Consider the following 12,298-nt stretch of genomic DNA (forward strand, 5'->3'; position numbering starts at 1 on the left):
GGGGGGGGGGGGGGGGGGGCGGGGGGGGGCGGCCCGGGGGGGGGGGGGGGGGGGGGGGGGGGGGGGGCCCGCGCCCCGCGGGGGGGGGGCCGGCGGGGGGGGGGGGGCGCGGGCCCCCCCCACCGCTCCGATGCGCGGCCGCACGGGCCGCGAAGCCCTGTCACTCCTCGACGGTCAGTCCCCTGCGGAGTCGCACGAGGGTGCGCGACAGGAGCCGGGAGACATGCATCTGGGAGATGCCGAGTTCGTCGCCGATCTCGGACTGGGTCATGTTCGCCACGAAGCGCAGCGAGAGGATGTGCCGGTCGCGCTGCGGGAGTTCCGCGATCAGCGGCTTGAGGGACTCCACGAACTCGATGCCCTCGAGTCCGTTGTCCTCGTAGCCGATGCGGTCCGCCAGCGCGCCCTCGGAGTCGTCCTCCTCGGGCTGGGCGTCCAGCGAGCTCGCCGTGTAGGCGTTGGACGCGGCCATGCCCTCGACGACCTCGTCGTTGCTGATGCCGAGGCGTTCCGCCAGCTCTCCCACTGTCGGAGCGCGGTCCAGCTTCTGCGCGAGTTCGTCGCCCGCCTTGGCCAGGTCGAGCCGGAGCTCCTGAAGCCGGCGGGGGACCCGCACCGACCAGGAGGTGTCACGGAAGAACCGCTTGATCTCGCCGATGATGGTTGGCATGGCGAAGGTGGGGAACTCGACGCCACGGCTCAGTTCGAACCGGTCGATCGCCTTGATCAGGCCGATGGTGCCGACCTGGATGATGTCCTCCATCGGCTCGCTGCGGGAGCGGAAGCGGGAGGCGGCGAACTTCACCAGCGCGAGGTTGAGTTCGACGAGGGTGTTGCGGACGTACGAGTAGTCGTGCGTGCCCTCTTCGAGGGACTCGAGACGCGCGAAGAGCGTCTTGGACAGGGCCCGTGCGTCCACCGGCCCCACCTCGTCGTACGGGGGGATCTCCGGGAGTCCAGCGAGTCCCACGAGTGCGTCGACTCCGTCGGTGCCGGGGCCGTCGAGGTGCTCCGGGCCCACCGGAGAGGGTGTCGACGTCGCCGTCTGGGTATGCGATGCGTCGAGCCGGGGTGACATGGTGTCCTCCATCGTTCTCGGCATATGGCCGCCGATGCCAATACGTGCACTGTGCGGTGTGCGGCGCCTCCAAAGCCGGCCGGGTCGGATAGGTGTCTCTACTAGCCCTACCCGCTTTTGTGAACTTGTCGCAAGTGCCTTCTGTGACGAAATGTCCGTTTGCGGGGGGTTGTTCGGGTGTCAGGTGACGTAGAGAAGGCGTAGTGTTCGAGTGCGTACATCAGCAGTCGCGACGCTCGGGAGAGAGACGGCATGGACCGCGGGACGGTCGGCAGCGCACAGTCTGGCCGGCTTCTTGTCGAGGTGCGGGAAGAGGGCACTAGTGCCGTCGTGACCCCCGCGGGTGAGTTGGATCACCACACGGCCGATTTGTTGCGTGAGCCACTCGAAGGGTGCCTCGAAAAGGGGTACTCGCGGCTCGTCGTCGACTGTTCGCGCCTGGAGTTCTGTGACTCCACCGGACTGAACGTGCTGCTCGGTGCCCGGCTGAAGGCCGAGGCCGCGGGTGGCGGCGTCCATCTGGCCGCGATGCAGCCGGTGGTCGCACGGGTCTTCGAGATCACCGGGGCGGAGGCCGTCTTCACCGTGCACGACACGCTCGAAGCGGCTCTCGCCGACTGACCGGGCGGCCCGTCGATCATGTCGGCGTCCCGTCCCAGTCGCCCCCGCGTGACCGGCGCGTTACTCGCGTCACAGTTTCCGTGCCGAATAAGTGGGTGTTCGGACGGTTCCGTCGGGCAGGAGACATCCTGGATGCGTCGGCAGCGAGCGGGCCGGCCTCCGGTGCGGCGAAAGTCGTCCGGTCCACACGCGGTGAAAGCCGTTGATCCATCCGTACTGAGTACTGCGTACCGAGTCTTGAATTGTGAACCGGTGAATCGGTGAGGTGAAGCGCTGATGAGCACCACCCGGCCTTGCCCGCCGGGCGACCGCGGCCCTGAGTCGGGCGACGGCGGCGCTTCCGGGGCGTCCGTGGACGACGCGGCGCCCGTGGACGGCGGACCGCCCGGCGACGGAGCCTCTCCGGACGGCGCGGTCCTCGCTGCCCCGGGCCGCCAGGCCCGCAGACTGGGTTTCGAGGGGGAGAGCGGCGTCGTACCGCTCGCCCGCGACTTCGCCCGCCAGGCGCTGTACGCCTGGGGCTGGCTGCCCGCGGAGGGCGCCGACCGGCGTGCCGCCGCCGAGGACGTCCTGCTGGTCGTCTCCGAGCTGGTCACGAACGCCTGTCTGCACGCCGAGGGCCCGGACGAACTCCGGATCTCCGTCGACAACAAGGTGCTGCGCATCGAGGTCTCGGACCGCGGCGCGGGCCAGCCCGCACCGCGCACCCCGCACCGCGCCGGCCGCCCCGGCGGCCACGGCATGTTCATCGTGCAGCGGCTCTGCCTGGACTGGGGGGTCGTCCGCAGCCCGGGAGTCTCCGGCAAGACCGTGTGGGCCGAGCTGGGCGCACCCGCCTGACGCGGCTATCTCCCGCACACATCTCCCGACACCCGCCCCGTACGGCACTCTGCGCGTCGGATCCCCCATGGATCCGGCGCGCACTTTGTCTTCCCTCCGTAAGTCCCCGGGCGTACCTTGACGGCCGATCTGATGTTCCGTCAGGAAATCTCGCCGCGTGTCCCGTCGGGGACGACGTCAGGATTGAGGGGCAGGCCCGTGTCGTACCGGACGTACCAGAAACGAACCGCCGCGCTCGCGTGCGCCGCGGCCCTGGCCGGCTCGGCGGTGCTGATGGCCGCCCCGGCAGCCCAGGCCGACGTCGTCGACGTCAACTACCAGTGCAAGACGCCGATCGGGGACAAGAGCGCCGTGTCGCCCATCGACATCAAGGGCGTCAGGAGCGGCAGCGGCTACAAGCTCACCATGTCCTGGCAGAAGGGCGTCTCCTCCAGCCCGGTCGAACTCGGCAAGGGCGCCATGACGCCGAGCGCCGTCATCAAGGTGGGCGGCGCCGACAGCGGCACCGTGGCGGTCACCGGTGCGGCCAACGCGGCCGCGATCCCCGCCAACACGCCCATCAAGATCAGTGACCTGAGCGGCACGTACACACCGAAGAAGTCCGGCAAGGTCACCTTCACCGCCGGCGTCCTCACCATCAAGGCCCTCGGCACCACGACCACGTGCTCGCCCTCGAACAGCCCGAAGCCCTCGCTGACCCTCGACGTGAAGGCGGCGGGCGGGAGTTCGGGCTCCGGCTCGGGTTCGTCCGGCTCCTCGGGTTCGAGCGGGAGCCAGAGCGGCTCGGACTCCGGCGGGCAGCTACCGCAGACCGGCCCCGCGGACTCCGCGATCGCGCTCGGCACGCTCGGCGGCACGGTCCTGCTCGCGGGCGCGGCGGGCGTGCTGTGGCTGACCCGCAGGCATCAGGCGGTACGCCGCTGACCTCCCCGCACGACGACCTGGAGCCGCCGCATGCCCTACGCACTCCCCACCGCCCGCGTGCTGGGCCTGACGACCCTGGTGCTGCTCGGCGCGGCCCCGGCGGCCTCGGCCGCACAGGACTGGTCCGTCGTCCCGGCCGCGGGCGGGGCGGCCGACGGACGGCCCTCCGTGTACGCGGAGGGCGCGCCCGGCACGGTCCTCCAGGACGCCGTGTCCGTGGTCAACCCGGGAGGCGGGCCGCTCACGGTCCGGCTGCGCGGCGCGGACGCGGACAACGCCGCCGACGGCACCTCCACGGTGCGGGAGCGGGCCACCGACACGGGTGCGTGGATCGCCTTCGCCGGGCGCGCCGACGGCCGGCGGACCGCGGCGCGGGCCCTGTCCGTACGCGTGCCCGCGCACACCCGTGCGGACGTGCCGTTCACGGTGGCCGTCCCGGCGGGCGCGGCGCCCGGTGACCATCCCGGCGCGATCGTCGTGAGCGCGGGAGGCCGCACCGCGGCGGTCCGGGTCCAGCTGCGGGTGGCCGGACCCGCGCTGTCGGCCCTGACGGTCGAACACGTCCGGGTGCGGGGCGGCCGGATCTCCTACCAACTGGTCAACCGCGGCACCACGGTCCTCACCCCGCGCCTCGCCGTGCACGCGGACGGCGTCCTCGGCGGTGTGCTGGACCGTGCCCCGCGCACCCTGCCCGTCGACCTCCTCCCCGGCCGCCGCGTCACGCTCCACGAACCCTGGACCGATCCGCCGGTCCTCGACGCGGTCGACGTGCGGCTGACGGTGACCGTGGCGGGCGGGGCGCGCGGCACGGCGTCGGCGTCGGCCCGGTTCGTGCCGTGGTGGGCGCCGGCCGGAGCGGGGGCCGTCCTGGCGGCGGTGGTCGCCTTCTTCGCCGTACGACGTCGGGGGCGTCCCGCGTGGCCGGGTCCGTGGGGGCGCGGGCGCCGGAGTCGGGAGGCCGCCGCGGCGGTCGAACAGCCCGGCACAGAGGTCGAGTTGACGGGAGCGGTGGCGTGAGCGTCCTGCGCGGCAAGATACGGATGGCGGCGCTGGGCGCCGTTCTGGCCCTTCTCCTGATCCCGCTGGCGGCGACGGCCTCGGCAGGCCCGGCGTCCGCCGACGCGGGGCCGGGCGTGAAGCTGTCCAGATCCCAGGCGGGGGCGGGCGGTTCGGTCACCGTGAGCGGCAGCGGGTGGCGGCCCAGGGCCCTGCTGATGATCCTCATCTGCGGCCAGTCGGTGCCCTCGCGCGGCGTGATCGGCGGCACCAACTCCTGCGCCAACGCCGACGGCCGGGCCGTCACCACCGACGCCGAGGGCGCCTTCAGCAAGAAGCTGCCGGTCGCCGAGCCGCCCAAGCCGTGCCCCTGCGTGGTCCACGTCGCCACCGTCACCGGCGCCAAGGCGGAGGCGGACGCCATCTTCATGGTGGCCGGGCACTCGGTCGAACCGCTGCCCAAGGAGGAGAGCGGGGCCCGGCTCTCGGTGCTCACGGACACCCGCCTCGACGGGTCGAGCGGCCTGCTGACCTGGTTCGGCTCACCACCCGCGCGCACCCTCGTCTTCACGGTCGGCAACGTCGGCACCGCCCCCGTGAAGAACCCGGTCTTCCAGGTCGGCACCTCCCACGGTGTGTTCGCCCCGCAGTGGGAGGAGCAGGAGTGGCGCGGCACCGTCGCGCCGGGCCGGAAGGCCCGGATCAAGCTCCCGTTCGAGCTGTCTGCCGGGGCGCACGGCGACTACACGGTCTCCCTCAAGTACGGCGGGAAGGTGCTCGCCGAGCAGCCGTGGGGCGTGGGCCGCCCCTGGGGTGTGACCGTCTTCTGGATCCTGCTCTGCGTGGTCGTCCCGGCCGCGGTGTTCCGCGTCGGCATGGCCGTGGTGGACCGGGTGCGCCCGCACCGGCCGGCCGGGCGGGCGGGCCGGCACCGGGGCCTGCGCCTGACCGACCTCACGCAACGCCTGCCCCGGCCGGCCCCCGCGCCCGCCGCACAGACTCCGGCGAGCGTCTCGGACGCCCCGCCGGCACCGGCCGCCCTGCCGTGGTTCACCCCGGACAGCGATCCGGGCACCGCGACGAGCGGCCGGCTCTCCGCACCGCACGAGAACGGTCCGACGACGCAGACGAGAGAGGGACATACGTGAGGACGCTACGGAGAGTGGTACCGGACACCGGACGCAGAGCGGGCGCGGCCGGAGTCGCGCTGATGCTCGGCGGTGCGGGCATCCTGCTGGGCGTGGCCGCCGTACCGGCGCAGGCCGCCGAGGTGTCGTACAAGACGGAGTGCATTCCGCCCGCGATCTCCGGGCTGCCCGCCGTGCAGGGCACCACGAAGGTGGAGATCACCGCGCCCGCCGAGGCGAAGGTGGGCGACGAGGTCACCATCACCTGGAAGTTCGCGCAGGCCGCGTCGAAGAACCCGGACGTCCTCGATCTCGACAAGGACACGGTGAAGCCCTCGGGCACCCTCAAGGCGGCCGGCGCGCAGACCGCGAGCGTCGCCATGGAGGGACCGCGGCAGAATCCCGCGATCCCCAAGAACAGCGACATGAAGCTGTCCGACATGACGGGCAAGCTCAAGCTGACCGCGCCGGGTGACGTCACGCTGACCCCGGACGCCTACAACATCAACGTCAGCAAGCCGATCTCCACCGACACCAAGTGCACGCCCAAGGAGACGGTGGGCTCCTCCGCGACCATCAAGGTGACGGCCGCCGGCGGGGGTTCGGGCGGCGGGACGGGCGGCTCCACGTCGACCCCGACGCCGACCCCCACCGGCGAGCCGACCGACTCGACCACCCCGTCGCCGACCGGCAGCGGGACCGGGGGGACGACCGGCGGCGACAGCGGCGGCTCCACCGGAGGCGGTGGGCAGACCGACTTCACCGGTAAGGAGGTCTCCGTGGCCTACGCGTGCAAGACGCCCATCGGGGACAAGGACGCCACCTCGCCGGTGCAGATCAACGCCACGAAGAGCGGCGGGAGTTACGGCCTGACCGTCAAGTTCGGGAAGTCCGTGATGGACAGCCCGGCCGACATCCCCGCCGACTCCGTGAAGCCCTCGATGGAGGTCGCTCTCGGCGGCGCCGACAAGGGGACCGTCCATGTCGAGGGCCCGACCAACTCCGCGCCGATCAAGTCGGGCGACCCGATCGAGATCCCGGACCTGAAGGGCACGTACAAGCCGGGCGCGACCGGCAGTTCGACGCTGTCCCCGGGCGTCCTGACGGTGATGGCCCTCGGCACGACGACGACCTGCACCCCGGCCAAGTCCGAGGTCTCGCTCACTCTGGACACCTCCGAGCAGGCGGGCGGCGCGTCGGGGGGCGGGTCCTCCTCGTCCGGCTCGGGTTCCGCGGGCTCGGCGTCCGGCGGCCTCGCCGAGACCGGCTCCGACAGCCACGGCGCCCTCACGGCGCTCGGCCTGGTCGCGGGCACGGTGATCCTGCTGGGCGGCGCGGTCTTCACCTTCATGCCCCACCGCAGAACGAGGTGACCGTCCGTCGCGCACCGGCCCTGCTCCTCACCCGGATGCGAAACGGGGGGTGAGGGGCACGGCCACGCCGACGAGCGTGCCGGAGCGGTGAGAGGACTCCGCTCCGGCGGGCGTCGTGAGCGGGGTCCTCTGCCTGGTGCTCCGTGTTCGCGCCGCAGGTGCGCCGTCGACCGGACGTTCCCGCTCGGCGCTCTCGTTCACGGTTTGCCGACGTCGACCGCCCGCACCTCCGTGCCGGCGTACGCGTGGGGCGTGGCGGTGAGGACCTGACCCTCGACCGCTCCCGTCGCTGCCGCGTGGCCGACCTGTGCTGCCACGGCCGGGAGTCGCAGGCTCGCGGTCACACGGCACGCGGCGGGAACGTGAGCCCGCCGGCCGGGGCCGTCGACCTCGACGACGGCCGGACCGGAGACGCCGAAGGCCGCCGCACCGGGTGGTGCGGCGGCCCTTCGGCGTTGGTGTGGGCTACGTCAGCGGACGTCGCCCATCAGCTGCTTGACCTTCTTGCGGTACATCCACACCGCGACGCCGGCGACCACGGCGAGCGTGGCCTCCAGGGCCACGATGCCCGTCTTGTTGAGGTCGACGTTGGCGATGGAGAGCAGCCCGGTCGTGGCATCACCCGCGGTGACGGCCAGGAACCAGACACCCATCATCTGGGAGGCGTACTTCGCCGGAGCCATCTTGGTGGTGACCGAGAGGCCGACCGGAGAGAGCGTCAGCTCACCGACGGTCTGGACGAAGTAGATGGCCACCAGCCACATGGCGGCCGCCTTGTGACCGCCCTCGGCGATCGACAGCGGGGCCAGGAAGAGGAAGAACGACGCACCGACCAGGATCAGACCGGAGGCGAACTTGGTGGCCGTGCTCGGCTCCTTGCCGCGCCGGTTGAGCGCCAGCCACAGCCAGGCGAAGACCGGCGCGAGCGCCATGATCATGACCGGGTTGACGGACTGGTACCAGGAGACCGGGAACTCCCAGCCGAAGATGGTGTTCTCGGCCGACGAGTCTGCGAAGATCGACATCGTCGACCCGCCCTGGTCGTAGATCATCCAGAAGACGGCCGCGGCGATGAAGAACCAGATGTACGCGGACATCTTCGACTGGTCGGCGCGGTCCAGCGACTTGTCCCGCTTTATGCGCCCGATGACCATGATCGGGATGATCAGCCCGGCGATGGTGATCGGGACCAGCAGCCAGTTGAGCGTGTAGTGGCCCGAGAAGCCGACGATCGCGTAGAAGACGACGGCCACGGCCGCCCAGAGCGCGGACTTGCGCAGCGTCGCGGTCTTCTCCTGCGCGGACAGGGGCGTGGGGACCTCCTGCGAGCGCGGGCTCAGGTGACGGCCGCCGAGCAGGTACTGCGCCAGACCCACGGCCATGCCGAGGGCGGCGATGGCGAAGCCCAGGTGCCAGTTGACGTTCTCACCGACGGTGCCGATGATCAGCGGCGCTATGAACGCGCCCAGGTTGATGCCGATGTAGAAGAGCGTGAAGCCACCGTCACGGCGCGGGTCGTCCGGACCCTCGTAGAGGTGGCCGACCATCGTCGAGATGTTGGCCTTCAGCAGACCGGAACCTATGGCGACGAGTCCGAGACCGGCGAAGAAGGTCCCGGAGGTCGGCAGGGCCAGCGTGAGGTGGCCGAGCATGATGATCAGACCCGCGACGGCGACCGTCTTGCGGGGGCCGAGCACCCGGTCGGCGAACCAGCCGCCGGGCAGGGCGAGCAGGTACACCAGCGACAGGTACACCGAGTAGATCGCGGTCGCGGTGGCCGCGTTCATGTGCAGGCCGCCCGGTGCCACCAGGTACAGCGGGAGCAGTGCCTTCATGCCGTAGTAGGAGAACCGCTCCCACATCTCGGTCATGAAGAGAGTGGCCAGTCCGCGGGGGTGGCCGAAGAAGGTCTTCCCGGAACCGGGGGTACCCGGGTTCACCGAGGCCTTCGTCAGGCTGGACGCCATGGTTGTTCCTTGCTGTCGGGACGCGCTGTGGGGGTCCCCCGGCCGGACCGGAGTCGAAGGCCTGGAGGAGTCGCGCGCCCAGTGGGGGGCGGCCGGCACCGGCGGTTACGGCGTCCGCCCCCACGCCCACGGGGAGTCCGCTCCGGATTGCGAAGCGGTGGACGGCGACCACCGGGATCCACGCCCGGTGCGCATCAGTGCGTCTCGGGCCCGGCCACAGGTCATTCCTTTCGAGGCTGGCGAACACCAGCCCGCACACAAAAGAGACCTTCAGCATCGAGCACGCGCCAAAGGTCCCCATGTGGTGCTACAGGCGTCCAGTCACCATACGACATGGCAATGCACCATATGGAAGGACTTGAGAGATGGATCACAGGCGATCATGGAACCGCCGGGAGCCATTCGAAGGTGTTCCTCAGGATGGCATCCCACACCCGCAGGTAAGAAACACCCGGACGGAGGGTGTGAATCACGGAGGCCGATCGCTGCCCGAGGCCCGTCCGCGGCGGACTACCATCACCCCATGACCCGTGTACTGCTCGCCGAGGACGACGCGTCCATCTCGGAGCCGCTGGCCCGTGCCCTGCGCCGGGAGGGTTACGAGGTCGAAGTCCGCGAAGACGGACCCACCGCGCTCGACGCCGGGATGCAGGGCGGCGTCGATCTGGTCGTCCTGGACCTCGGGCTGCCCGGCATGGACGGCCTGGAAGTCGCCCGCCGGCTCCGCGCCGAGGGGCACACCGTGCCCATCCTCATCCTCACCGCACGCGCCGACGAGGTGGACACCGTCGTCGGCCTCGACGCGGGCGCCGACGACTACGTCACCAAGCCCTTCCGGCTCGCCGAACTGCTCGCCCGCGTCCGGGCGCTGCTGCGGCGCGGCGCGGCCGAGCCCCAGCAGCCGCCCGCCACCCACGGCGTGCGGATCGACGTCGAGTCGCACCGCGCCTGGATGGGCGAGGAGGAACTCCAGCTCACCGCCAAGGAGTTCGACCTGCTGCGGGTGCTGGTGCGCGACGCCGGCCGGGTCGTCACCCGCGATCAGCTGATGCGCGAGGTCTGGGACACCACCTGGTGGTCCTCCACCAAGACCCTCGACATGCACATCTCCTGGCTGCGCAAGAAGCTCGGCGACGACGCGGCGAACCCCCGCTACATCGCGACGGTACGAGGAGTCGGCTTCCGCTTCGAGAAGAGCTGAGGCCTCACCTCGGGGGCCGGACGACCGTCCGGCCCCCGAGGCGTTCCGCGCACCGCGCCGCGGACGGCTCGCTGCCGCCGAGCCGTGCGGGGAACCGACGGACGGCGACGGAAACCCCGTACCCCGGCCCGGCGCCCCGAGGCGGCGGCCCGGCGACCGTGCACACTGGTCCACGTACCGCCACCTGCCCGGAGGGCCCCGTGCGTCGCCGTCTCATCCAGTCCACCCTCGCCGTCGTGCTCGTCGTGATCGCCGTGTTCGGCGTCTCCCTCGTCATCGTCGAGACCCGCACGATCAGCAACAGCGCCCAGGAACGCGTGGACTCCGAGGCGCTGCGGCTGGCCAGCATCGTGGACAGCCGCATCCTCGGCGACGAGAACATCTCCAGCGACACCTTCCGGAACCAGGTCACCGACCAGCGCTACGCCGTGATCAGGATCCCCGGCCGCGAACCCATCGAGGTCGGCAACGAGCCCACCGGCGACGTCATCCACTACACCGCCGAGGGCGAGGAGGGCGAGTCGGTCACCGTCCAGGAGCCCCGCTCCTCGGTGACCCGCGAGGTCGGCCGCACCCTGCTGATCATCGGCGCCGTCGCCCTGCTGGCCATCATCGCCGCGGTCCTGCTCGCCGTACGCCAGGCGAACCGTCTCGCCTCCCCGCTCACCGACCTCGCCGAGACGGCCGAGCGGCTGGGTTCCGGTGACCCGCGCCCGCGCCACAAGCGCTACGGCGTCCCCGAGCTGGACCGCGTCGCCGACGTCCTGGACGGCAGCGCCGAGCGCATCGCCCGCATGCTCACCGCCGAGCGCCGGCTCGCCGCCGACGCCTCCCACCAGCTGCGCACTCCCCTGACGGCGCTGTCGATGCGCCTGGAGGAGATCACCCTCACCGACGACCCGGACACGGTGAAGGAGGAGGCGACGATCGCGCTGACGCAGGTGGAACGCCTCACGGACGTGGTCGAGCGGCTGCTCACCAATGCCCGCGACCCGCGCACCGGCTCCGCGGTCACCTTCGACCTGGACGAGGTCATCAAGCAGCAGCTGGAGGAGTGGCGCCCCGCCTACCGCAGCGCGGGCCGCGCGATCGTCAGCTCCGGCAAGCGCCATCTCCAGGCGGTGGGCACCCCGGGCGCGGTCGCCCAGGTGCTCGCGGCGCTGATCGAGAACAGCCTCATGCACGGCGGCGGCACGGTCGCGCTGCGGACCCGGGTCATCGGCAACCAGGCCGTCATCGAGGTCACCGACGAGGGACCCGGCGTCCCCACCGACCTCGGCGCCCGCATCTTCGAGCGCACCATCAGCGGCCGCAACTCCACCGGCATCGGTCTGGCCGTCGCCCGCGACCTCGCGGAGGCCGACGGCGGGCGTCTGGAGATGCTCCAGGCCCAGCCCCCGGTCTTCGGCCTGTTCCTCTCCCGGACCCCGCTGAAGCGAGGTCCGCTGATCGGCGAGGACGACGAGGAGCGGACGGTCAGGTAGGGGGAAGCAGGGGAGGGGGCGGTCCCGCCGGGATCAGTTCGTCCGCGCCCGGGCCCGCCGGGGCTCCGGCTCCTCGTCCAGGAACGATTCGGCACTGGCCACGGCCTCACGGGCCGGAAGCGAGCGGAACACCCAGGTGCGGTAGGACCAGAAGCGGAACAGCGTCGCGACCCCGATGCCGAGGAACTTGAAGATGTTGCTCTGGAGCGGGCTGTCCCAGCCGAAGCCGTACGTCGCGGCGTAGAGCACGCCGTTCTCGATGACCAGCCCCACCGCGCTGAACAGCAGGAACAGCGTCAGCTCCTTGGTACGGCCGCCCTTGTCACGGTCCCGGTACGTGAAGTAGCGGAAGCCGACGTAGTTGAAGACGATGGAGACGACCGTCGCGATGACACTGGCGCGCACGACCTGGAGGTCCGTGGTGTGGCGCACGAGGTTGAACACGAGCAGGTTGACGGCCAGCCCCGCTCCACCCACCGCGCCGAACTTGGCGACCTCCCGCAGGAGCAGGTCGAAGCGGCGGCGAACCGCGCTGCGGGGCCCCGCCTGAGGCCCCGAGGAAGCACTGCCCATGGTGTCGCCAGCCCCCGTCGGTGGGTACGTCGTCGATCAAGCGATGGAATACGTCAACCCAGCCATGCTAACCAGCGCCCCCGCGCAGTGCCCGTGCATGACTTCACAGGTAAG

Annotated in this window: 11 protein-coding genes; 8 read left to right on the plus strand and 3 right to left on the minus strand. The window is 71.5% G+C overall.

All coding sequences use genetic code 11. The annotated features are described in order from the left end of the window. Positions 1 to 160: 160 nt before the first annotated feature. Entirely contained in the window at positions 161 to 1,090 is a 930-nt protein-coding gene (locus ACIRQH_RS40215) for an RNA polymerase sigma factor SigF (RefSeq protein ID WP_388874306.1), read from the minus strand. Positions 1,091 to 1,330: 240 nt separating this feature from the next. On the opposite strand from ACIRQH_RS40215, the gene ACIRQH_RS40220 reads away from it, so the two are divergent. The 6 genes from ACIRQH_RS40220 (at position 1,331) to ACIRQH_RS40245 (ending at position 6,959) form a co-directional block, all read left to right on the plus strand. Beyond that, the gene (locus tag ACIRQH_RS40220) at positions 1,331 to 1,699 is read left to right on the plus strand and encodes an STAS domain-containing protein (RefSeq protein ID WP_164373056.1); all 369 of its coding nucleotides are present in this window, start codon (positions 1,331 to 1,333) and stop codon (positions 1,697 to 1,699) included. Between the two features lie 276 nt (positions 1,700 to 1,975). After that, positions 1,976 to 2,539: an ATP-binding protein gene (locus ACIRQH_RS40225; RefSeq protein WP_358821208.1), complete on the plus strand. Its 564-nt coding sequence runs from the start codon at positions 1,976 to 1,978 to the stop codon at positions 2,537 to 2,539. Between the two features lie 198 nt (positions 2,540 to 2,737). After that, entirely contained in the window at positions 2,738 to 3,463 is a 726-nt protein-coding gene (locus ACIRQH_RS40230) for an LPXTG cell wall anchor domain-containing protein (protein WP_388930805.1), read from the plus strand. Positions 3,464 to 3,493: 30 nt separating this feature from the next. Further along, positions 3,494 to 4,480, plus strand: coding sequence for a hypothetical protein (locus ACIRQH_RS40235; RefSeq protein ID WP_404230466.1), 987 nt, complete (start codon positions 3,494 to 3,496; stop codon positions 4,478 to 4,480). A 23-nt stretch (positions 4,481 to 4,503) separates the two neighbouring features. Next, positions 4,504 to 5,607 (plus strand): hypothetical protein, encoded by a 1,104-nt coding sequence (locus ACIRQH_RS40240; RefSeq protein ID WP_388930887.1) that lies wholly within the window; start codon positions 4,504 to 4,506, stop codon positions 5,605 to 5,607. A 62-nt stretch (positions 5,608 to 5,669) separates the two neighbouring features. Then, positions 5,670 to 6,959: a hypothetical protein gene (locus ACIRQH_RS40245; RefSeq protein ID WP_388874493.1), complete on the plus strand. Its 1,290-nt coding sequence runs from the start codon at positions 5,670 to 5,672 to the stop codon at positions 6,957 to 6,959. A 470-nt stretch (positions 6,960 to 7,429) separates the two neighbouring features. Here the strand turns inward: ACIRQH_RS40245 and ACIRQH_RS40250 are convergent, their stop codons facing one another. Next, positions 7,430 to 8,926: an oligopeptide:H+ symporter gene (locus tag ACIRQH_RS40250; RefSeq protein WP_358821205.1), complete on the minus strand. Its 1,497-nt coding sequence runs from the start codon at positions 8,924 to 8,926 to the stop codon at positions 7,430 to 7,432. A gap of 523 nt (positions 8,927 to 9,449) precedes the next feature. On the opposite strand from ACIRQH_RS40250, the gene ACIRQH_RS40255 reads away from it, so the two are divergent. Together ACIRQH_RS40255 and ACIRQH_RS40260 are read left to right on the plus strand one after the other, a co-directional pair. Further along, positions 9,450 to 10,127 carry a response regulator transcription factor gene (locus ACIRQH_RS40255; RefSeq protein WP_235457590.1) on the plus strand — a complete coding sequence of 226 codons (678 nt, stop codon included), beginning with the start codon at positions 9,450 to 9,452 and terminating at the stop codon, positions 10,125 to 10,127. Positions 10,128 to 10,327: 200 nt separating this feature from the next. Further along, entirely contained in the window at positions 10,328 to 11,611 is a 1,284-nt protein-coding gene (locus tag ACIRQH_RS40260; RefSeq protein WP_358821204.1) for an ATP-binding protein, read from the plus strand. A gap of 33 nt (positions 11,612 to 11,644) precedes the next feature. Here the strand turns inward: ACIRQH_RS40260 and ACIRQH_RS40265 are convergent, their stop codons facing one another. After that, on the minus strand, positions 11,645 to 12,184 hold the full coding sequence (locus tag ACIRQH_RS40265; RefSeq protein WP_358821203.1) for a GtrA family protein: 540 nt from the start codon (positions 12,182 to 12,184) through the stop codon (positions 11,645 to 11,647). Between the last annotated feature and the right edge of the window lie 114 nt (positions 12,185 to 12,298).

Source organism: Streptomyces sp. NPDC102279, assembly GCF_044766365.1.
Classification (GTDB): domain Bacteria; phylum Actinomycetota; class Actinomycetes; order Streptomycetales; family Streptomycetaceae; genus Streptomyces.

What these genes read in the sequence shown, in the direction of transcription:
- ACIRQH_RS40215 (WP_388874306.1), bottom strand. Translation starts at nt 1,090, where the DNA reads ATGGAGGACACCATGTCACCCCGGCTCGACGCATCGCATACCCAGACG.
- ACIRQH_RS40220 (WP_164373056.1), top strand. Translation starts at nt 1,331, where the DNA reads ATGGACCGCGGGACGGTCGGCAGCGCACAGTCTGGCCGGCTTCTTGTC.
- ACIRQH_RS40225 (WP_358821208.1), top strand. Translation starts at nt 1,976, where the DNA reads ATGAGCACCACCCGGCCTTGCCCGCCGGGCGACCGCGGCCCTGAGTCG.
- ACIRQH_RS40235 (WP_404230466.1), top strand. Translation starts at nt 3,494, where the DNA reads ATGCCCTACGCACTCCCCACCGCCCGCGTGCTGGGCCTGACGACCCTG.
- ACIRQH_RS40240 (WP_388930887.1), top strand. Translation starts at nt 4,504, where the DNA reads ATGGCGGCGCTGGGCGCCGTTCTGGCCCTTCTCCTGATCCCGCTGGCG.
- ACIRQH_RS40245 (WP_388874493.1), top strand. Translation starts at nt 5,670, where the DNA reads ATGCTCGGCGGTGCGGGCATCCTGCTGGGCGTGGCCGCCGTACCGGCG.
- ACIRQH_RS40250 (WP_358821205.1), bottom strand. Translation starts at nt 8,926, where the DNA reads ATGGCGTCCAGCCTGACGAAGGCCTCGGTGAACCCGGGTACCCCCGGT.
- ACIRQH_RS40255 (WP_235457590.1), top strand. Translation starts at nt 9,450, where the DNA reads ATGACCCGTGTACTGCTCGCCGAGGACGACGCGTCCATCTCGGAGCCG.
- ACIRQH_RS40265 (WP_358821203.1), bottom strand. Translation starts at nt 12,184, where the DNA reads ATGGGCAGTGCTTCCTCGGGGCCTCAGGCGGGGCCCCGCAGCGCGGTT.